Origin of the sequence: Bradyrhizobium vignae, assembly GCF_900324035.1 — a bacterium.
In the GTDB taxonomy this organism is placed as follows: domain Bacteria; phylum Pseudomonadota; class Alphaproteobacteria; order Rhizobiales; family Xanthobacteraceae; genus Bradyrhizobium; species Bradyrhizobium vignae.
The window spans coordinates 6,952,250-6,971,973 of the sequence record NZ_LS398110.1 but is presented as its reverse complement, the minus strand read 5'-3'; the positions used below and the strand labels follow the sequence as shown (position 1 = coordinate 6,971,973).

The window sequence follows — 19,724 nt, the reverse complement described above, 5'->3', positions numbered from 1 at the left end:
GCCGTTCTGACGTGTGTGGAGAAGGCCGACTGCCGCGTGCGGGAAATGGGCTTTCGATCCTGGCTACTCAGGAGAAGCGACAAGCAGTAAGTGTCTCTCCGCGAGAACTGCATGCCACAGTTGGCAGAGCGGGAGTGCGGTACGAGTCAGCAAGCCATCGCCTCAACAGGGCAGCACATTCAAGTCAATTCCAATCTGACAGATCCCTCCAAAATTTGTGGTGGTTCTCCCGAAGTCGGTTCGCGACGCTGCGCCGTGCACGTTATCTATGACCACGATCAGCTCGGCACCAATTCTGTCAGGTTCAACGTCAACGGCGGTGCGATGTCGGACAGCGACCGCGACGTCGTCGATGCGGCCAGGACGGGGGGAAGGCGTGCCGATTGCCATAGCTAGGCCAGGAGATGATGGCTAGCCGCAGTCGTTGTTCCGCGATCAGGCATGCGCGGTCATGTTCGATTAGCTTTGCGACGTATCCTTTGACTTCAGTCTCTCGCCAATTGAGAGCGATCGCCCCAATGCTTCGGCCACAGTTCGTAGTGCTGCCAGACGCTCCGGTAGTTGCTCGTTCATGATCCGCTGCAGAGGCCCGGTCATTCCGAGAGCGTAAAACACACGCCGGTCCGACAGGAAAACGGGCACCGCGATAGCGGCCAATCCTTCGTCGATCTCTCCGATGCACGTAGCATAGCCTCGGGTCCTGACCGCAGCGAGCTCCTGTTCAATCCAAGCACGGTCATTGCGTGTGTTCGCCGTGAGCAGAGGAAGGTCGGTGGACATCGCTTCGGCCAGTACCGCTTCACTTTGATAGGCTATGATCGCTTTGGCCGTTGCTGCTGCATGCACCGGCATCTCGATCCCGGGCTGCACGTAGCTGCGCCAGCGCACATCAGGTGAAATCGAAATCGCCACGACGACGCGCGCGCCAATGAGACGTGTCAGGTAGCAGGTCTCTGACGTTGTGTCGGTCAGCTGCTGCAGATGCACGCGAGCAAGGGCGGCAATCCATCCATCGTCCGCAGTTGCGTGCAGGAGTCGCAACAAGCGGTCGCCGAGCTGATAAGCGCGCCCGCCGACGTTGTCCTTTGCAAGTCCAGCGCGTACCAGACCTTTCAAAAGCCGGTGTGCAGATGTCTTCGGAAGATCAAGCAAGGATGACACGTCTGCCAGCGTCAGCGCGCCGGGAAACGTCGCGACGAGTTCGAGCACCTGCATATAGCGGTCGAGAGGACCCGCCGGTTCATCTGAGATTGTCAACCAGGGCGCCCTCCAGACTGAAAGATTGTACATGCGTGCCCCTCGAGCCGCTTGACTCCGCGAGCAGAAGCACATTAGCGTTACGCAATACCGGGATATTATCCCGAAAAACGGAACGAAAATCAATAGCGATTTGCGGGTAGCACGCTCATGCCACCGCAACGGGGAAGCGTCACGAGGCACACATGAAGATGACGAGGCAGGAGTTTTTGCATGCTTTGTTTGCGGCGACGGTCACGCCGTGGATGGCAGTCGCACGTGCCGAGCAGGGAAGCCCGATCATCTTCGGCGCCACAGTGCCCATGACCGGACCGTTGTCGCTCACGGGCAAGCAATATCACAGCTCCCTGATGATGGCCGAACAGGACATCAACAAAGCCGGCGGCATCAACGGACGCAGCCTCAAGATCGTTTTCGAGGATACTCAGGCCTCCAACAGCACGGCGGTGAATGCCTTCGTCAAGCTCGCACAGGAAACCAGGCCGTCGCTGTTCTTCCTGTCGAGTTACTCGACACACAATCTGGCGGTGTCGCCGGAGCTGAAAAAGGTGCAGGTGCCCGCCTTCTATGCTGGCGGGGCAGACGTCGTGGCCGAAGGCGGCAACGAATGGATGTTTCGCGTGCGGCCGGCCGACAGCGTGTCAGCCGAAGGCATGGTGCAGTGCGCGCTCAATGTGTTGAAGGCCCAAAAGCCCGGCATTCTCTACATCCAGAACGATTTCGGGCAAGGCGGCGCCCAGACGGCAGCCGAGCGTTTCGAGGCCGCCGGCGTGTCCGTGGTCGGCACGGGGGCCTATGGTCAGAACGATAAGGATTTTTCGGCGCAACTCCTCGGTCTGCGTAGCAAGGGCATCGATGTCCTTCTGATCTTTAATTACCCGCAGGACGGTGCGCTGGTGCTGCGTCAAGCGAAGATGCTCGGTCTCAAGATGCCGTTGGTGACATCTTCGGCGGCATTGGTTCCGGCGGCACTACAACTGCTGTCGGCGGGCGATCTCGATGGCGTGTGGGGGGTTGTCGACACCTTCATCGATGCATCAGCCGGTGGGCGCATGCAGGATTTCGTCGAACGCTTCAAGGCGAAGTTCGGTACGGATCCGGACCCCTACGGGCTCGCCTATTATGATGGTGCGATGCTGGCCGCAGAGGGTTTACGCAAGGTCGGTACCGACCCCAAGGCGCTGCGGAACTGGTTTGCCGCTGTGAAGGGGTGGCAGGGCATTGGCCATCTCTATTCATATGACGCCAAGGGCAACGGCGTATTCGATCTGGCCGTCGTGAAATCCAAGGCCGGGACCAAATCGCTGGAACTGGTTCAGACCATCAAGCTGAACTGACCTTTGGCTGCTGCCCGCGCGGATGCGTTCGGCGTGCGCGGCGCTGCAATCAACCAGGCGGCGCGCAGAATCTTCATCCGATGACGGCCGGGCGCTGAGAGACCGGTTCGCAAAAGACCAGGACGATATGACGGATCTCATCCAGCTGCTCATCAATGGACTGGCAATCGGTAGCATCTATGCGCTCGCCGCGATCGGATTTGTGATCGTCTACTCCGCAACCGGTGTCGTGAATTTCGCAGCCGGACAATTTGTGATGTTCGGCACCTTCGCGGGCGTCGCCATGCTGCTCAATGCACAATTGCCCTTGCCTGTGGGCTACGGCGCAGCGCTGTTGGCGATGGCGCTGTTCGGAGCCTTGTTCTTTGTGGTGCTCTACTTGCCGCTGCGCGCAAGTCCGATCGTGACAATCATCATTGGCACAGTCGCGATCGGCATTACCATGCAGAACGCGGCGCTGCTAGCTTTCGGCTCCTGGCCCTTCCGCCTGCCGTCGCCGCTCGAGGGCGTGAATCTCACGATCGCCGGCGCAACGATTTCTGCCCACGCGGTCGCTGTGGTGGTTATCACGGCTTTCATGGTTGCGCTGCTGTGGCTCCTTTTCTTCCGCACCTCACTCGGCATCGGCATGCGCGCCGTGGCGCAGGATATCAAGGCTGCTCGGCTGATGGGCCTCAAGGTCAATCGTCTGCTTGCGCTATCTTGGATCCTCGCGGCAACGCTCGCAGGCGTCGCCGGCTTGATGCTCGGTCCGATGTGGTTCGCCGACACCAGCATGGGCGATCCCATTGCGCTCAAGGCGTTTGCTGCCACAATCATTGGGGGCTTCGGCAGTCTACCGGGGGCCATTGTCGGCGGCCTGTTCGTTGGTCTTAGCGAGGTGCTTGGGGCATCTTACGTTTCCTCAGCCTACAAGGACCTGATTTCCTTCGTCATGATGATCCTGTTCCTGCTGGTGCGCCCGCAGGGTGTGTTCGGCGAACGTATTCAGGACCGGGGCTGATCGATGTTTATGCGCTTTCCGCTCGTGCTCGGCGCTATCATTTTCATTGTGGGGCTCGGCCTATCGATGCTGCTGGCCGACTATCAGCTCCGGCTGCTCAACCTTGCCGTGATCTCAGCCATTGCCGTCATTGGGCTTAACTTCGCCTTCGGTTATGCGGGGCTGATCTCGCTCGGTCATGCGGCTTTCGTTGGGACGGGCGCCTATGGCGTTGCGCTATTAACGACGCTGCTGGCGTGGTCGCCGTGGCTGGCGCTGCCCGTCGCGGTTGCCGGCACGGCAATTTTTGCCTTGTCGATCGGTTTTCCACTCCTGCGGCTGAAGGGGCACTATCTCGCGCTGGCGACGCTTGGGCTCAACGTCTCCTTCTCCATCGTCGCCGCCAATTGGATCGAGCTCACCGGCGGCACGAACGGCGTCTCCCGCATTCCCGAGCTGCAGATAGCCGGCCATGCCCTCGCCGACGAGCGCAGCTACCTGTGGTTCGCCCTGGTGGTGCTGGCGCTTTCGGCCGCCGTCGCTGCGCTCCTTCATGTCTCTCGCCTTGGGCGTGCGATGATCGCGGTACGAGATGACGAGACGGCCTCGTCGATGACGGGCATCGACGTCCCCCGGGTCAAGCTCGCGGCTTTTGTCCTCTCGTCAGTCTATGCCGCCCTCGCAGGAAGCCTGTTCGCCTTCCATATGCGCTTCATATCGCCGGACGACTTTGGCTATGCGCACTCCATCACTTACCTCGCGATGCTGGTGGTCGGCGGCGAAGGCTCGGTCGTGGGCGCCATTCTGGGAGCGTTGCTTGTGACTTTTCTGCCCGAATGGTTGCGCTTCCTCGGCTCTGCCTATCTCGCGTTCTTTGGTCTTTTTGTACTTGCCATTCTCGTCTTCCTGCCTTCAGGCCTTGCCGGGATCCGCCGGCCGCGGAGCATTCGCCGCGACGCTGGTATCAAAAAGGTGGCATTGGTTGCTGTCGCAAAGGATGCGCGCCCATGAGCCTGCTCCAGGCCACAGGAATCACCAAATGCTACGGCGGGCTCTCAGCACTCTCGGACATCGACCTGTCAGTCGGGCAGGGCGAATTTGTCGCTGTCATCGGCCCAAACGGCGCCGGCAAATCGACCCTGCTCAACGTCCTTACAGGACTTGTCCTTCCCGACGAGGGCAGAGTTTTGCTCGACGGATGGGACATGACGCGCGCAGCTACGCACAAGCGGGTCCGCGGCGGGCTTGGCCGGACCTTTCAGCACGGCCGTCCCTTCGAAAGGTTGAGCGTGCTCGAGAACGTCATGACCGGCGCGGCCATCCAAAGCGGCCGAAGCGAGTTGGAGCTGCGCGAGCGGGCCATGGCTGTGCTCGATCAGATGGGGCTTGTGGCGGACGCGCAAGCGCCTATCGGATCGCTATCCTACGGCCACCGGCGCATGATCGAGATGTGCCGGGCGCTCGCCTGCGAGCCCCGCGTGCTGCTGCTTGACGAACCGGCCGCTGGGCTGAATTCCGCCGAGGTTGACCAGCTGATCGACCGGCTGACGGATTTGAGGGCAAAACATCGAATCGCGATTGTTCTGATCGAGCACAACATGGGCATGGTGATGCGCTTGGCGGAGCGGATCATCGTGCTGAACTTCGGCTGCAAAATTGCCGAGGGCTCACCATCCAAGATCCAGAGTGATCCCGCAGTGCTGTCGGCCTATCTCGGCGAAGGCTATCGTCATGCTGGCGTGTAACGATCTGACGGTCACCTATGGTGACATCGTCGCGCTGCAGGGCGTGACGCTGGAGGTTGGCTCGGGCGAGACGGTCGCCCTCATCGGCGCCAACGGCGCCGGCAAGACCACACTCTTGCACGCAATCTCCGGTCTTAATCCGGTCAAGTCCGGAGATATCGAATTCGAAGGCGCATCACTTGCCCGGCTCGGCAGCGACCGCCGCGTCGCGCTCGGCATCTGTCAGGCACCCGAAGGGCGGCGCATCTTCCCCGGCCTGACGGTCGAGGAGAACCTCACGCTCGCCACCGTGAACTGGAGGCGCTGGCGCCAGCCGATCGATGACGATCTCGCACGAGCGTTCGACCTGTTTCCGCGCCTGAAGGAGCGTCGCAAGCAGCTCGGCTGGTCTCTGTCGGGCGGTGAGCAGCAGATGCTAGCCATCGGACGGGCCTTGATGGCCCGGCCGCGTTTGCTCCTGCTCGACGAGCCTTCGCTTGGGCTTGCACCGCGCTTGGCAGAAGAGGTCTATGAGCGCGTCAGGCAGATCGCCGACAGCGGGCTCACCATCCTGGTCGTCGAGCAGAATACGGTCCTGGCATTGTCAGTGGCGGACCGGGCCTACGTGCTGGAAACGGGCCGCATCGTTCTTCAAGGCACGGCCGATGACCTCAAGCAGAACACGCGCGTCCGCGAAGCTTATTTGGGCCGTTGATCTCTCAAGGAAACAATGACATGTATCCTGACATCAATTCAAAATCGAAAGCGCTCTACGATCGTGCGCTGACGAGCCTGCCAGGCGGCAACACCCGAACGACGGTGTTCATGAAGCCTTATCCGATCTATGCCGCACGCGGGGAGGGGTGCCGGGTCTGGGATGTCGATGGCAATGAGCTGATCGATTGCATCAACAATTTCACCTCGCTGATTCACGGTCATGCCCATCCGGCGCTCATCGAGGCGGCGACACGGCAGCTCGCGCTCGGTTCTGCTTTCGGGATGCCGACCGAATCGGAGATCAATCTAGCTGAGCTGCTTGCGGCGCGGCTGCCATCTGTCGACCAGGTCCGGTTTGCCAACTCCGGCACGGAAGCCGTGATGATGGCGCTGAAGGCGGCGCGAGCGTTTACCGGGCGGCCAAAAATTGCCAAGTGCGAGGGCGCCTATCATGGTTCCTACGATTATGCCGAGGTAAGCCTCGATCCGACGCCGGCAGACTGGGGTGGCAATGCACCAATCTCAGTTGCCTATGCCAAAGGCACACCGGACAAGGTGCTCGCCGACGTCGTAACGATTCCCTTTAACGATATCGAGGGCGCCGTCAGCCTGATTCGGGAGCATGGCCGCGATCTCGCCTGCGTACTGGTCGATCCGATGCCGAACCGCGCGGGCCTCGTACCCGCCGACAAGGCCTACCTTGAAGCGCTGCGCCAGGCGACGAGCGAAGTCGGCGCGCTACTTGTCTTCGATGAGGTTATATCGTTCCGTCTCGGTTATCACGGCGCCCAGGGTCTGTGGGGCATCGATCCTGATCTCACCACGCTTGGCAAGATCATCGGCGGTGGATTTCCGGTCGGTGCAATCGCCGGCAAGAAGGAGATCATGGCCGTTTTCGATCCGCGCCACGGCAAGCCGGCATTGCCTCATGGCGGCACGTTCTCGGCCAACCCGGTCACGATGCGCGCCGGGCTGGCGGCGATGGAGCTCCTGGACCGGAACGCGTTCGCGCGGCTGGATGCGACCGGCGAGGCAGTGCGAAAGGGCATCAATGACGCATTTCGTCGCCATGGCGTGCCGGGCACAGCGGTTGGCCTTGGATCGCTCTTGAAATTGCACTTCTCCGAACGACCGGTCCGCGACTATCGCTCAGCTTACATGAGCGAAGGCGAGACCAAACGGCAAAGTGTGTTCAACTTGGAGTTCCTCAACCGCGGCATTCTCGCCGCCAGCTATGGCTTGATGGCGCTGTCGCTGCCAATGACGGATACGGATATAGAGAGCATCGTCCGCGCGGCCTCGGATGCACTTGCCCAGGTCGCGTCGAAAACCTGACGCGTCCTTGAAACTTGGTAAGTCTCGCGTGAGGCCATTGGGGTCATCACGCCACGTATTTATAGTCTGAAACAGGTGCAAGAATGGCCCACAAGGTTGATCCCATCACGCGGTCAGTCGTTCAGCATCGATTGAGCTCGATCGTTGCGGAAATGGGCGAAGCAATGCTTCGCACATCCTATTCGCAGATCCTCAACTCGAGCCGGGACTTCTCGTTGGCCATCTGCGACGTCAATTCCCGGCTGATCGCCCAGGCCGACCACATTCCGGTCCATGTCGGCGCGTTGCCCTGGGCGACACGCGCGGTGGAGGAGCGCTTTAAGGATGTCGGGCCCGGTGACGTCATCCTGATGAATGATCCCTATCACGGCGGCAGCCATTTGCCCGACCTGACCGCATTCGTGCCGATCTTTGACGGCGGCCGCAGGCTGTTCTGGAGCATCGTGCGCGCGCACCAGAGTGATATCGGCGGCGCGACATATGGCGCCTATAATCCCAGCGCGACCGAAATCTGGCAGGAGGGGCTGCGCATTCCACCGATCAAGCTCTACGAGGCCGGCCGACTGCGTGAGGACATTCTCGATATGCTGGCACTGAATGTGCGCAACGCTCACGATTTCCGCGGTGATCTTGCTGCAATGATTGGAGCCGCGCACATGGGTGAGCGGCGGATGGGGCGGCTGTTTGCCGAGTTTGGCGCGCCGGTGGTCGAAGCCGCGATAGAATCCATCCTCGATGCCGCCGAACAACAGACGCGCGCCGTGGTCTCGACCTGGACGGACGGCGTGTTTTACGGCGAGGCATTCCTTGATGATGACGGTCATGGCCGCAACGATATCCGGATTGGAGCCAGGGTCACGAAGACAGGCAGCCAGATCGAAGTCGACCTGTCGGAATCCGACCCGCAGAGCACGAGCTTTGTCAATTCCTCGCACGCCAATATGCAAGCGGCGGTCGTGATGGCCTTTGCCTATCTGATCGACGCCGACATTCCCAAAAACGATGGCGCGCTGCGGCCGCTTAAGGTCGTTGCCAAGCAGGGCACCATCGTGTGGGCAGATCCTGGCCGACCCGTCACGCTCTGCACCAGCCATCCTTCCAACGAGATCGTGGAGGCGGTGATCAAGGCATTGTCAGGATCTTGTCCGGACCGAACCATGGCTGGCTGGAGCCGGCGCTTCCGCATCGCTGTGCAGGGCGAGGATCCTCGCAGCGGGCGCAGCTTCATCTGGCATATGTTTCAGGCACGTCCCGGCGGTGGCGCTTCGTCGCGCGGTGACGGCTGGTCCTCGATCGGCGAATGGCACACCGTCGGCGGTCTCAAGTTCGGCAGCATCGAGGTCGCAGAAGCTCGCTTCCCCCTTCACTTCCGTCATCATGAGTTTCGGCCCGACTCAGGCGGCGACGGTCAATTCCGTGGCGGTCTCGGCGTCGAGCTCGATCTCGTCTTCGAAACCGAGAAGCCCGCACTTGGCAACACCGCAGGTGATGGCGCCAGGCATGGTGCCTGCGGCATGCTGGGCGGCAAGGATGGGGCGCCGCATCACTACCGCCTGGTCTCGGCGGGCCGGCCGCCACGTGTGCTGCGAACCAAAGAGGTCGGTATCGAGATCCATCCGGGAGATTGTCTTGAAGTGCGCTCGTCCGGCGGCGGAGGGTGGGGGCCTCCGGAGCGACGCACACAACAGGCGCGCCAGTGCGATGTAGTACAGGGCCTCGTTAACACAGGCACAACGACGGAAGTGGTTCAGTAACGATGTTGACGATTGGCATTGATGTTGGCGGCACGTTCACCGATCTGGTCGCAATCGACGCTGTCGGGCGTACCGTGTTCGCGAAATCTCCTTCCACGCCGCAGGACCAGTCGATCGGTGTGATGACGGGGCTCAACGAGCTCGCGCGGCGGCTCGAGATGTCGCGCGCTGATATGTTGGCGAGGACGCAGCGGCTGGTGCATGGCACCACAGTCGCGACGAACGCGCTGCTCGAACGCAAAGGCGCCAAGGTCGCACTGCTGACCACGGAGGGTCACCGCGACGTCATTGAGATGCGGGAGGGACTGAAAGCCAACCGCTATGATCTGCGGACCCCGCCTCCAGAGCCGCTGGTGCCGCGCGAACTCCGCTTCGGCATTCGCGAGCGGCTGCGGCCGAATGGCGACGTGCTGCTGAAATTGGACGAGGGATCACTCAGTGAGGCCATCGCTGCCATCCGCGCCTCTGGCGCCACTTCGGTCGCGATCTGCTTCCTGCATGCCTATCGTAATCCCTCCCATGAGATCACGGCAGCAGAGCGGATTGCAGGTGAATTGCCCGGAGTGAGCGTGTCGCGCTCGAGTGACGTGTTGCCACAGATCAAAGAGTACGAGCGCGTCTCCACCACGATCGTGAATGCTTATGTCGGTCCTGCCGTGCGGCACTATCTGACACGGCTTGAGCAACGCTTGTTCGAAGCGGGGTTCAAGGGGAGCTTGTTCATCATTCTCTCGCATGGCGGCATGGCGCCGATCGAGGAAGCCGGGCGTCTCGCGGCGGCGACCGTGCTGTCAGGTCCTGCGGGCGGCATCTCCGGTTCCCGCAGGTGTGCGGAGCTGCTGGGAGTGCCGGATCTGGTGCCCTTCGATATGGGGGGCACAAGCACCGATATCTCGTTGATCGCGGACGGACGCGCAAGCTTGTCGGCCGACGGCGGGCTGGCCGACCAGCGCATCGCGCTGCGCAGTCTTGATATCGCCAGCATCGCGGCGGGAGGGGGGTCCATCGCCAGTGTCGATTCGGGCGGCATCTTTCGCGTCGGCCCGGAAAGTGCCGGCGCGATGCCGGGACCGGCCTGTTATGGCAATGGCGGTACGGAGCCGACCGTGACCGATGCGAACATTGTGCTGGGTTATCTCGATGCGGCCGCCTTCATGGGCGGACGGCGTCCGCTCGATCGTACGGCGGCGGAAGCAGCAATCGATCGTCTCGCAGCTTCGCTTGGCGTGACACGCATCGAGGCGGCTGCCGGCATCTATCGGCTCGTCAATCTGAAAATGGCAGACGGCATCCGACTGATGACCCTGCGTCGCGGGGTCGATCCGCGCAAGTTCGCGCTCCTGAGCTTCGGCGGCGCCGCAGGCCTTCACGCAACCGAGGTCGCGCGCGAGCTGGAGATCACGCGCATCATAGTGCCTACGGCAGCCTCCGTACTCTCGGCGTGGGGGATGCTTACCAGCGACTTGCGGTATGAGGTCAGCCGCACTCACCTCGAGACAGGCGCCCGGACGACCGCCACTGAGATTCGAAAGATCTTTGCCGATCTGGACGTGCAGGCAACCGAACGGCTCCGTAGCTGGTTCGACGGGCCCATTATGACGGAGCGGTCCGCCGAGATGCGCTATGGCGAGCAGGTGTTCGAGGTCGATGTACCACTCAGCGACGTCGACTTTAACGCGCCATCCTTGATCGCCGAGCTCGAAGAACGCTTTCATCGTCGTCATGAGGAACTTTATACTTACGCCTCGCGCGATCAGGAGGTCGTATTCGTCAACGCACGGCTTGCCGCTGTTGGCGCCGTTCCTCGAATTGAACGATCCGATAAGCCAATGCCCACGTCCGAACCGATCTTATCGCCTGCAGGCAAACGTCAGGTCTTCTTCGGTGCTTGGCGCGAAGTGCCGGTCTATGCACTGGAGAAATTGTGTTCCGGGCACGTGCTGGAAGGCCCCGCGATCATCGAAGCGGAGACAACGACCATTGTCATCAATAGTGGGGATCGTGCGACGGCTAATGCGCTGGGATGGCTCGACATTGAGCTTAGGTGTGCGAAAGTGTAGGCGTCAACTGCGGATCTGACAATGTTGGTAGCTGCTGTTTCTAGATCCGGTGGTCCGCCCCGCACGTCATCCTGCTAGGGATCCTCGGATTTTGCGGACCTGAAGCTGAGCGCATCGCACGGAGCGATGGATTTAGGGTTGGGCCGGTTGGTCGGTAGGATACCTGCATCAATCGACGTGTTCACGGGCTGCGCAAAACCCGCCACGGCCGGCGAACGGGTATTAATTCTTTCGCCGTGGCGCTATGACGCCGCAGCCTATCGCACGCCAGAACCAGAATAGCCGGACGTTCGCAATTGTACGCCGCGTCCATCGGGACAGTTTCTGATGCGGTCATCTTTGTGTGCTCTACCCCGGCGGGCCGGCGCAATGTCCGCAATGGAGGTGAACCGGAAGCGCTTGGGCGAAGTGGGCGATCGGCCCTGATCGACCTGTCACTCTTCGTTCTCTGAGCGCCGGTTTGTGATCCGTGTCAATCAGCGACAGTTTCGGGGGGCCGCGTGCGAGGGCGGCCGTCCCGGACCGCGTTTTCATTCGAGCGCGGCGCGTCTGCGATAGCTCTCGACGTTCATCTCAACGATGGCGGCGTGGTAAACGAGACAATTGATGGCGGCGAGCGTCATGGCCGGGTCCGGCAGGCCCTTGTTTCATTCGCCGAACGGCTGATTGGTGGTGATCAGCATCGAGCGCCGCTCGGTCTCGGCCTGGTCCTTTGTGACGTAGGCAAGATCATCGAGGATCAGGAGATCGAAGCTATCAAGGCGTTGATGGCGCCTCGAGGTTGAGTTCGCGGCGAGCCAGCTGGAGCTTCTGCACGAGACCGCCAGTTGCTTCCAGTCCCAATCAACTTCATCGGTTTGGCCTCGGATCGCCGGGAGGCCCGAAGACTGTTCGGCGAGCCCCTCGCAATGCTGGACAAGTCCAGGCTTCCGTGGCCGGGTGATTTGGAACCCATTCGCCGGCGCCGCGAGCTGGCGACGGGAGGTGCAACCGGCGGGCGCGCAGCAGTAAGGCGGCGACTTGATGACGGCAGCTATTCGACCTCAGTGCGAAGCCACGGTAGGTAAGTCAAACCCTGGAAGCCTCTCAAAAGGTGACCCTTAGCTTCACGTACGGATAGGCTGCAAAGCCGTTCCATTCTAGGGCCCTCACAGTGGAAAACTGTTGTGTGACCTGCAGCACGCCGCTGAGTTGGACGTAGCTGTTTGGCGTCCAGTCTGCTCGAGCTGAGGCCTGTAGGATAAGATCATCACGACCGCCGGGAAAATCTGTGAAATGCCGACCTTGAACGTAGCCGCCGGCTGACGTGGTCAGGCCGGTTACTGGCGTTTGCCAGGTTACACCACCAGAGAGCCTGGAGGAGAAATTTTGTTGGCTGGCGATATCCGAGAAGGTGAATTCGCCCTCTGCGACGAAAGTACCCGCGACGCAAAAAGCCTCCTGACCTTTCGGCCCGCAGATTGTCCCGGCCAGATCCTGATTGTTGCGAGCCCAGGCGATCGAAGGCGTGAAAAGCTCCACTTGGTAGGGCCTAAATCCAGACCCGTAGACGGTGTTAGAGGCAACCGAATAGCTCATCACGTCGGACGTCGTCGTGCCGCTCGTCTTGCCCGGGACGACCAGATTGAGAACTTGGTTGTAAGTGGCGTTGTTCACCAGGATGTCGACGTTCTTCGTGAACAAGCGTGCATAACGCTGATCGCTCACGCCGCTCTGCAGGATGAAGCTATCGGCAAGGCCGACAGGGATATTGACGGTAAGTAGACCCGTGGTGCCAAAAACTGTGTCGCCCACGTGGATAGGGGTCTTGCTCGCATTGTTGTCGAACACTGACTGTGTCGAAACGGATGCCGTGACGGTCGTTTCTCGTGGCTTGGTCGTTACGACGTGCTCAGTGATCACCTTCTTCTTCTGAACTTTGCGGGTTTCACGGGCCTTGATACCGTACGTTTCGTACGCTCTTTGAACCGCCTCAGCGTCAGCAGGTAGCATCAACTGCTTCTCGGCGAGGATCTTTTGAAGGCGACGGCGTCGCTCCGCAGGAGGAACCGCAACGGTCTCGCTCGTCGTGTAGGTCTGAACCCTTGTTTTTGTTACGACTTCGGTCTGCGGGAGGTATGGCTTCCGATCCTTGGGAGGCGTCAAATTCTCAATGCGAACCTGTAGATTCGGGTCGACCTGGGCAGTCGCGGCGGTAGAGTAACCGGCCAGTGCGGCAATTGAACCCAGTAATATGAACGTGCAGCGCATGATCGACTCCTGGAAAAATATGAAACAACGTTCGCCAAACTATCAAGGACGCGTACAGATATTCCTCGCGCTCGTGGCTTGGATTTGGACGGCAGACAGCGGCAGGGCCGATCCGCTTGTCGGCGGAGCCGAACCCAACATTCAAAACCGAATTGAGCAAACGGTGCCAAGTGCAACGGACCGTCTGCTCAACGATTTGCGCGAAAGACCCCCGACATATTCTGGTACCGCAAGAAAACTGCGCACCTACCCCTCTCAACGTCGAAACAACAACACGAATACCCGGATGCGCTAGACTGACGGCGACAGCTTTTGCTGACATCAACATTGTGCCATGCTCCGCCTCAAATTATGAAAACCTGGTACTAGTTCAAGTAGAATTATTGTCCGATACGTGCTTTTCCTCATCGTCCGTTTCTTTACTCGAATTTTGAGTGTTCATCATGCTCAGCTCCCACTTGAGCGCCTGCAGGTACTTCGGCCTGCTTGTACTGCTTTTGACTGTTCTGCACTCAATTTCCTCCTTAGCTTGAGGATACAAGGGTCATCGCGTGGTCGGATAACCGTGATCAGCTGTTGACTGACAACGCCAGGCAGCGTGTCGCGCAGATCCTCGGGTTCGACTCGAGAACGGCGGGCCCATGGCTTGACTTCGTAAAGAGCGTCATGCGGCAAAGCCGACGGTACTTTTCCTACACGACCGATCCAAATCCATCCGGAATACGAAGTGCCGTGCTCGTCCTTCAGGACGCCGGATGAGCAGCAGCGGATGGAAGACAACGTTGCGCCAACTGGATGCAATGCAGCTATATGACGTCTGGCGTGAGCGCGGATGCCGCAATACGCGCGATTTTGGTGATGCGCCGTGCAGCGTGATCGATTCGACCGAAACTATCAGGGTACGAAATACCCCGACCTGGTTGCAGCTGTGAATGCTGCGATAGCCGTGCTGCTTGACCCGCGACCATTTGCCATCAAAGCAATCAAAGACAAGAAAGAGGCATTGTTTGTATTGTCAGACTGATCGGTGACCTGCATGAGCCACTGCATGTTGGAGCCGTTTATCTGGATAGTGCCGTTGTCGACCCGGACGTGACGCACACCATAGATCCGGCAACGGAAACGGCGGGTGGTAACCTGATCGACGACGTCCCCCGGAGATCTTCGTGAGGCGGCGATCCCTGAGCTTCTTGCCGCGGCTAGGGGGCCGGCAGATCATGGCCGACTTGAAAACTGGTCGGGGTAATCGGGTTTGCGCAAGAAATGTTTTCAAGCACGAGCTACGCGCCTAGCGGCAGCAATTGGACCATGACCTTCGCGGACCGACCGTATTTTTGCCAGCTGACGGCGTGAAGCGACGCGCGCAATTGACCAAGGCGGAGGCAGGGCTGGCTGAGGTGCTGAACCCGATCTGGCCGTAGATCAGGTATTTCGAAGTGATCGGGAGGATCGTTGGCGTCGTGAAAGAGCCGCTTGAGAGTTAGCCTTCTCTCCTTGTGCACGCTAGAGATAGATAGCTCATCGCGTGGCGCGAGAAGCCGAAGTCGCCGCAATGGCTTCCGGCAGAAGTCGCCGCGTCGAGAGGATGCGCGAGTCAGTCATGCGACCCGAGTTACCCGCAGACGGCGATGGCAGCATGCGATACGCGTGAGGTAGGCTGAAAAAATTGCGCAGGCATTTCGATCGATGATCGCGATCGCGGTTTTCTGCTCGAGGAAATGCAGTTCGCCTCCTGAGAAGGTTGAAACAGAGTGGCTCGTCGGCCTAAACGAATGATTGTGTTTCGCACGTAAAAGGGGAAACGCACTCGGCCCACGAAATGAATGGACGTCGTTTCGCAGTATGAAGCAGGAGGTAAAGCGCGACGACCGCGGAAATAAGCCGAGGCGCGAGAAGAGGAAGGAACTTTCCCTCGGTCCGCTGCCCGTCGCTAAGATCAATGCGGCGTTTGAAATGGAACTGGCGGCGGGGGACGTGGTCTTCAGCGCCGGTGCTCAGGTTCACGCCGAGCGTCGTCATCCCAAGGAGTTTCTACTCTGTTTACCATACCTATCGGGAATCGTGACCGACCCGCTCTATATCGGGGATGATCACAAGAACCCTGGAATCGAGCTGATCAGCCGGGTTGTTGCGGCCGATAGCATGGTTCTCGTGGCAATCAACCTCGACCGGGACGAGCAGGGTCGCTACCACGTTTTGAGCTTCTATCCGGTGAAGGCCGAGAAAATCGAAAGCCGGAGGCAGAAGGGTTTTCTAAAGGTCGCCCCAAACGTCTAGGGCCCCGCCATTCGGCGGAGCCCCAGATCGTTAGAAGTTCGGGAAATGAAGTTTGCCAGATGCCAACCTGGATCTCTTCACCTTTCGGCTACTTTGCCTCGCAGCCGCGAGGCGCGTGAGGAGGCCGTTCTCACCTCAAAATCACTTCCCACACACATAACCCTACAGGGTCATCCTAGTTCTTCCAAGGGAATTTTTTGATGGCCCTGTAAGGTAGGTTTCTTTCAATATGGGCTTTTTCGCTTAATTTTCAAGAGGTTAACAGCCTCCCTGAAGGCTCGGCCGGTTCCCGTCACCGTGGTGGGTTCTCAACTGGTTGTTCGGAACTGCTTCGCGCTGCCCGCGGACCGTTCCCATCGCCCGGTTCGGGCATTTGGTGACCGTCGCCGCGCATTACCGAGTGCGTCCACCCCTGAGCACGAGCAGAATTGACCTGCCGGTTCGGTTCGAATGACCCGGTCGATCCCTCCTTTTTGCCCGGATTGCGCAGTCACAGCAGTGCGGGCCGCCAGGGCACATTCGAATCTCGACAGGAAGCCGAATTCGCGGCCCGAGAGGGACGCCCGATCTTTCCCATTCGTCCTAAGTTTTGGCCGGCCAGGCCGATTACTGGTCTGCTTCAGCCGCTCACATCGCGGTGGAGCCTAGTCTAGTCACGCGCGATGAACGCAACCTCGCCCCCGAGTTTCGCTCGAGCGTTTTTGTAAATGTCGAACCAGAATGTCGACGGATGCTGTGAAGTGTCTGACGCGGACACTCGGGTGAAGAAGGTTAGACATCCGCAGAAGATAGTCGCTGTCGAACAGGCTTTTCGCACACGATGATCGATAAACTCGCAGAGCAATGGATCAGATTGTGGCAGAGCGAGCGGCCGATCTTCACGAAATCGATGATATCTCGATGGTATTTCGCGGTCTGATTGTCATATCGGGCGATGGCGTCGCTGACCGGCCAATGCCACTTCATCGAAGTTCGCCCCGTTTTCCTACCAGAATTGATAGTGTCTCGATCCCCGTCAAATGTTGTAGCAGCCTAAGGCGCTCGGTGCACTACAATGGAGAAGTGCAGAATGATGAACGTAGCGGACCTGCTGGACGTCTCGCACTTCATTCGCAGCTATGACGCCGCTGCCGCCCAAAAAGGCCTCAAGCTTTCGTTGGGAGCCGACTTTCACGAGTATATCTCGATTACGCAGGCGACTCCAACGAAGGGGCCCACATATCCCAATTTCCGACCGGACCGCTCGCCAATCAGATCAGGCGAGGGCTTCTGGATGGCAGGCGTTGACAAGAACAACCAAGTAGCGGTTTTGCAGGCTGTTCGACTTTATGATCTTTCGCGCAGCAACTTTGCAGAGCATCTCGAATCCCTAAAAGCGTTCTACGCAGACCCGGCCAAACATGCCCATCGTCGGGACGTGTGCAGTTGTGTTGCACCGAGTGCGAGGACGATGTCCGGCAAAGTGGCCTATCACGGCGACGGCTGGGTTCGACAGGACTATAGAGGAAAGGGGGTGTCCAGGATCATGGCAGCAATAGCATTCGGAGTGTCCTTTGCCATGTGGGCTCCTGACTTCATATGTGGACTGGTCGCGCGTTGGATAATCGATAAGGGCGTCATTTCACAATACGGATATCTGCACCAGGAGAGAGGCGGGTCGATATTGCGGCTGGTAGAGGAGGAAATCATCGACGATGATTGGCTGATCTGGCTGACCGGCGATGAGTTAAGGAGCCGTGTTGTTCGCCAGGAGAAGTCCGGGCTCTTGCTGGCGTCGTGATCTTCGTCGGCGCATCGGCATCCGTAAAACGCTTTGTGAAGTCAAATCTGACCAGTCCTCGCGCCCAACCAAAAGAAAGGGGCAGGACCATTCGCATTGCAGGTCTCAGATGAGAGAACTCGTAGCCTTCCTTAGTCTTACCAACGCTGCTGAGCATGCAAGTTGCCGCACCTGCTGTTCTAAATGGCTAAGTTCTTGCTCGGTGATCTGGGAGAACAGCGCAGATGCGGTCTTGATCGCGAACCCGGCTGGTCGACGTGCGAGAAAAAAGGATGTCAACGGCTGAACGCCCGACAACACGCGAGGTGCCACTCAAGCCGACGGAATCGGCGTTGTTGTTCATTGACGTACAAAACTTTTGCATTCGACGTGATGGCGGCGAGTTCAAGGATATGCCGGGCGCCGAGATTGCAGGCAAGTACGGCTATTATTTTGATCGCTTGAAGAGCGTTGCCATTCCCAACATGCAGCGCTTGCAGACGGCGTTCCGTGTGGCAGGCATGGAAGTCCTTTATACAACGATCGAGAATCTCACAAAGGATGGTCGTGATCGTGGCCTGAACTACAAAATCGTCGGATTCAACGTCCCAAGAGGTTCATGGGATGCCAAGGTCATTGACGAGATTGCGCCTGGCGATGACGAAATCGTGTTGCCGAAATCGTCTTCGAGCGTCTTCGTATCCACCAACATCGATTACCTGCTGCGCAATCTGGGCGTCAAACAGCTGGTTTTGGCGGGCGTCGTTACGGACGAGTGCGTCGAGTCTGCCGTGCGTGACGCTTGCGATCTTGGTTATCTCGTGACGCTCGTGCCAGATGCCTGCGCCACCTACAGCCAGGAGCGGCATGACAACAGTTTGCGGGTGACCGAGGGGTATTGCCGTCAGGTCTACACGAACGCGCTGATTGAGGAAGTCGGTGCGGCTTGCTGACCTGCGGCGCCCGGCAACAGGCGCTCACGATCAGGAACAAGGTTTTCCAGGCAGCGCTTTCAACTGCGATGCTCTCGATGATGACGACTGCTGCGGCAGCGCTCGACCAGGATCGACGCTACCATCAAGAAGTTCGTCTGTTTGCGCAATCAGCTGCGCACGGCGCACGTTATGGCGCGTGATCAGTGATTCTTTCCAGAATACGTATTTTTCTGGAGGTCAGCCCGCACGGACAGCGTCCCTCCGGATCAGCCCATTCAGCGTAATCGCCGGTCCGGAGCCGGACGACGGGCATGCGGGAGCGGTGCAGGTTTGAAATAACGAGCTCTGTCGCTCTCCCGTCATTTCGCGAACTGAGCTCCGCGTAGACAAGGCCTTCATGAAGGTGGTACTCGCCAGGGCCGCACGAGGAGCATTGGAAGCCCAGCGCACCATGATCCGGCGTCCCAAATACCGAGTGGAAGGACAGATCTTCCCCGAATCGCTGCACGAGTCTCGATCGAAGCTGGCGGGACAAGGGCTCTCGGCCTCGAACAATGTGCCCGATCCCGGCGTAGGTCAGACCGCCAAGTTCCATATACGATAGCAATGGAAGGAGAGCGCTCACAGATCCAAGGATCGCGGTTGCCTGCACCGCCCGCATGATTTCAGCATTCTCTCGTCCTCTCTTGCAATCCTCGACGGGTATGATCGTGCACTCCGTTCGTGACAAGGCGTACAGGTTGCAATAATCCGCGTGAGAGGTCGTGCTTCGCGATAACACGAGCACCCTGTCCTCACTGGTGATGCCTGAAAGATGGTACGCCTTGGCATCGAAGCATGCATTGTACAGCATCTCTTCATGCGTTCCGATGAGGGACCTCCGTCTCCTCGCCGCCCCTTCTGTGAAAAGGACAACGTCAGAGCCGGGGCATGATCGGGCCGCTTCCGGCGGAACGGACGAATGCAGATGCTCGAGGTGATCGTAAAGGTTGCTCACGCCCACCGCTGCCCAGGACAGATCGATGTTGGCCAACGTCGGTTGCGCGGACCCGGCCGGGAATTGATGGCGCGTGCCAGGATGTCGGATTGCCCTGTGCCATAGCCGGAGTAATGACCGCCGATGGTAGTCAGCGCGGCTTTGAGCAGGAATGAAGTCCACGTCAATAGGTTTGACTTTCGGATCCATGGGCGTCCTCAGGAGGGTCATGAGGTGAGTATCGTTTTCCGATGCGCCGTGCAGAAGCCGGCATGACTGCACGGCCTGGAACGCTCTATATCGAGGGGGACGGATGCGATCTGCAGTGTTCGCTCAGTGGATAAGCGGTCCCCTTTCTGAG

17 protein-coding genes and 1 pseudogene are annotated in these 19,724 nt (G+C 59.4%); 14 read left to right on the top strand and 4 right to left on the bottom strand.

From position 1 onward, the window contains the following. Window positions 1–111 precede the first annotated feature (111 nt). Window positions 112–396 carry a hypothetical protein gene (locus BRAD3257_RS39520; protein WP_145987087.1) on the top strand — a complete coding sequence of 95 codons (285 nt, stop codon included), beginning with the start codon at window positions 112–114 and terminating at the stop codon, window positions 394–396. Between the two features lie 63 nt (window positions 397–459). Here the strand turns inward: BRAD3257_RS39520 and BRAD3257_RS33595 are convergent, their stop codons facing one another. After that, a complete protein-coding gene (locus BRAD3257_RS33595) occupies window positions 460–1,215 on the bottom strand; it encodes an IclR family transcriptional regulator (protein ID WP_160118916.1) in 756 nt (251 codons plus the stop codon). Between the two features lie 227 nt (window positions 1,216–1,442). Here BRAD3257_RS33595 and BRAD3257_RS33590 point away from each other — a divergent pair, with 227 nt between their 5' ends. From BRAD3257_RS33590 to BRAD3257_RS33570, 5 genes are all read left to right on the top strand, one after another. Continuing rightward, entirely contained in the window at window positions 1,443–2,594 is a 1,152-nt protein-coding gene (locus BRAD3257_RS33590) for an ABC transporter substrate-binding protein (protein WP_122405395.1), read from the top strand. Between the two features lie 127 nt (window positions 2,595–2,721). Beyond that, complete coding sequence (locus BRAD3257_RS33585) at window positions 2,722–3,597, top strand: branched-chain amino acid ABC transporter permease (RefSeq protein WP_160118915.1); 876 nt, start codon at window positions 2,722–2,724, stop codon at window positions 3,595–3,597. Window positions 3,598–3,663: 66 nt separating this feature from the next. After that, a complete protein-coding gene (locus BRAD3257_RS33580) occupies window positions 3,664–4,587 on the top strand; it encodes a branched-chain amino acid ABC transporter permease (RefSeq protein ID WP_160118914.1) in 924 nt (307 codons plus the stop codon). After that, window positions 4,584–5,321, top strand: a complete 738-nt coding sequence (locus BRAD3257_RS33575; RefSeq protein ID WP_122405392.1) for an ABC transporter ATP-binding protein — start codon at window positions 4,584–4,586, stop codon at window positions 5,319–5,321. Before BRAD3257_RS33580 ends, BRAD3257_RS33575 begins: the two co-directional genes overlap by 4 nt. Further along, complete coding sequence (locus BRAD3257_RS33570) at window positions 5,308–6,015, top strand: ABC transporter ATP-binding protein (protein WP_122405391.1); 708 nt, start codon at window positions 5,308–5,310, stop codon at window positions 6,013–6,015. The genes BRAD3257_RS33575 and BRAD3257_RS33570 overlap by 14 nt, the downstream gene beginning before the upstream one ends. Before the next feature lie 38 nt (window positions 6,016–6,053). On the opposite strand, the gene BRAD3257_RS41560 is transcribed toward BRAD3257_RS33570, so the two are convergent. Further along, window positions 6,054–6,245: a hypothetical protein gene (locus BRAD3257_RS41560; protein WP_244608069.1), complete on the bottom strand. Its 192-nt coding sequence runs from the start codon at window positions 6,243–6,245 to the stop codon at window positions 6,054–6,056. Between BRAD3257_RS41560 and BRAD3257_RS33565 the strand changes: the two genes are divergently transcribed. From BRAD3257_RS33565 to BRAD3257_RS33555, 3 genes are all read left to right on the top strand, one after another. Beyond that, window positions 6,195–7,352 carry an aspartate aminotransferase family protein gene (locus BRAD3257_RS33565; protein WP_244608050.1) on the top strand — a complete coding sequence of 386 codons (1,158 nt, stop codon included), beginning with the start codon at window positions 6,195–6,197 and terminating at the stop codon, window positions 7,350–7,352. The two genes, BRAD3257_RS41560 and BRAD3257_RS33565, sit on opposite strands and share 51 nt — an antisense overlap. An 83-nt stretch (window positions 7,353–7,435) precedes the next feature. Next, window positions 7,436–9,106, top strand: a complete 1,671-nt coding sequence (locus BRAD3257_RS33560; RefSeq protein ID WP_122405389.1) for a hydantoinase B/oxoprolinase family protein — start codon at window positions 7,436–7,438, stop codon at window positions 9,104–9,106. 2 nt (window positions 9,107–9,108) lie between these two features. Then, complete coding sequence (locus BRAD3257_RS33555) at window positions 9,109–11,166, top strand: hydantoinase/oxoprolinase family protein (protein WP_122405388.1); 2,058 nt, start codon at window positions 9,109–9,111, stop codon at window positions 11,164–11,166. A 530-nt stretch (window positions 11,167–11,696) separates the two neighbouring features. Here BRAD3257_RS33555 and BRAD3257_RS33550 read toward each other — a convergent pair. Beyond that, a pseudogene (locus BRAD3257_RS33550) lies at window positions 11,697–11,994 on the bottom strand (ATP-binding protein); the annotation flags it as partial. A gap of 258 nt (window positions 11,995–12,252) precedes the next feature. After that, the gene (locus tag BRAD3257_RS33545) at window positions 12,253–13,416 is read right to left on the bottom strand and encodes a hypothetical protein (RefSeq protein ID WP_122405387.1); all 1,164 of its coding nucleotides are present in this window, start codon (window positions 13,414–13,416) and stop codon (window positions 12,253–12,255) included. Here BRAD3257_RS33545 and BRAD3257_RS39515 point away from each other — a divergent pair. The 5 genes from BRAD3257_RS39515 to BRAD3257_RS33520 all read left to right on the top strand — a co-directional run bounded on the left by BRAD3257_RS39515 (window position 13,415) and on the right by BRAD3257_RS33520 (window position 18,587). After that, entirely contained in the window at window positions 13,415–13,711 is a 297-nt protein-coding gene (locus tag BRAD3257_RS39515; RefSeq protein ID WP_145987086.1) for a hypothetical protein, read from the top strand. The genes BRAD3257_RS33545 and BRAD3257_RS39515 overlap by 2 nt on opposite strands. 1,547 nt (window positions 13,712–15,258) lie before the next feature. Next, window positions 15,259–15,693, top strand: a complete 435-nt coding sequence (locus BRAD3257_RS33540) for a PBECR3 domain-containing polyvalent protein (RefSeq protein WP_122405386.1) — start codon at window positions 15,259–15,261, stop codon at window positions 15,691–15,693. A 1,069-nt stretch (window positions 15,694–16,762) separates the two neighbouring features. After that, window positions 16,763–17,473, top strand: coding sequence for a hypothetical protein (locus BRAD3257_RS33530; protein ID WP_122406891.1), 711 nt, complete (start codon window positions 16,763–16,765; stop codon window positions 17,471–17,473). Between the two features lie 272 nt (window positions 17,474–17,745). Continuing rightward, window positions 17,746–18,405, top strand: a complete 660-nt coding sequence (locus BRAD3257_RS33525) for a cysteine hydrolase family protein (RefSeq protein WP_122405384.1) — start codon at window positions 17,746–17,748, stop codon at window positions 18,403–18,405. Beyond that, window positions 18,399–18,587 (top strand): hypothetical protein, encoded by a 189-nt coding sequence (locus tag BRAD3257_RS33520; RefSeq protein WP_122405383.1) that lies wholly within the window; start codon window positions 18,399–18,401, stop codon window positions 18,585–18,587. The genes BRAD3257_RS33525 and BRAD3257_RS33520 overlap by 7 nt, the downstream gene beginning before the upstream one ends. The last annotated feature ends 1,137 nt before the right edge of the window (window positions 18,588–19,724 follow it).

What these genes read in the sequence shown, in the direction of transcription:
- BRAD3257_RS33570 (WP_122405391.1), top strand. Translation starts at nt 5,308, where the DNA reads ATGCTGGCGTGTAACGATCTGACGGTCACCTATGGTGACATCGTCGCG.
- BRAD3257_RS33595 (WP_160118916.1), bottom strand. Translation starts at nt 1,215, where the DNA reads ATGCAGGTGCTCGAACTCGTCGCGACGTTTCCCGGCGCGCTGACGCTG.
- BRAD3257_RS33540 (WP_122405386.1), top strand. Translation starts at nt 15,259, where the DNA reads ATGAAGCAGGAGGTAAAGCGCGACGACCGCGGAAATAAGCCGAGGCGC.
- BRAD3257_RS39520 (WP_145987087.1), top strand. Translation starts at nt 112, where the DNA reads ATGCCACAGTTGGCAGAGCGGGAGTGCGGTACGAGTCAGCAAGCCATC.
- BRAD3257_RS33590 (WP_122405395.1), top strand. Translation starts at nt 1,443, where the DNA reads ATGAAGATGACGAGGCAGGAGTTTTTGCATGCTTTGTTTGCGGCGACG.
- BRAD3257_RS33585 (WP_160118915.1), top strand. Translation starts at nt 2,722, where the DNA reads ATGACGGATCTCATCCAGCTGCTCATCAATGGACTGGCAATCGGTAGC.
- BRAD3257_RS33530 (WP_122406891.1), top strand. Translation starts at nt 16,763, where the DNA reads ATGATGAACGTAGCGGACCTGCTGGACGTCTCGCACTTCATTCGCAGC.
- BRAD3257_RS33560 (WP_122405389.1), top strand. Translation starts at nt 7,436, where the DNA reads ATGGCCCACAAGGTTGATCCCATCACGCGGTCAGTCGTTCAGCATCGA.
- BRAD3257_RS33555 (WP_122405388.1), top strand. Translation starts at nt 9,109, where the DNA reads ATGTTGACGATTGGCATTGATGTTGGCGGCACGTTCACCGATCTGGTC.
- BRAD3257_RS39515 (WP_145987086.1), top strand. Translation starts at nt 13,415, where the DNA reads ATGATCGACTCCTGGAAAAATATGAAACAACGTTCGCCAAACTATCAA.
- BRAD3257_RS33575 (WP_122405392.1), top strand. Translation starts at nt 4,584, where the DNA reads ATGAGCCTGCTCCAGGCCACAGGAATCACCAAATGCTACGGCGGGCTC.
- BRAD3257_RS33525 (WP_122405384.1), top strand. Translation starts at nt 17,746, where the DNA reads ATGTCAACGGCTGAACGCCCGACAACACGCGAGGTGCCACTCAAGCCG.
- BRAD3257_RS41560 (WP_244608069.1), bottom strand. Translation starts at nt 6,245, where the DNA reads ATGGGCATGACCGTGAATCAGCGAGGTGAAATTGTTGATGCAATCGAT.
- BRAD3257_RS33580 (WP_160118914.1), top strand. Translation starts at nt 3,664, where the DNA reads ATGCTGCTGGCCGACTATCAGCTCCGGCTGCTCAACCTTGCCGTGATC.
- BRAD3257_RS33545 (WP_122405387.1), bottom strand. Translation starts at nt 13,416, where the DNA reads ATGCGCTGCACGTTCATATTACTGGGTTCAATTGCCGCACTGGCCGGT.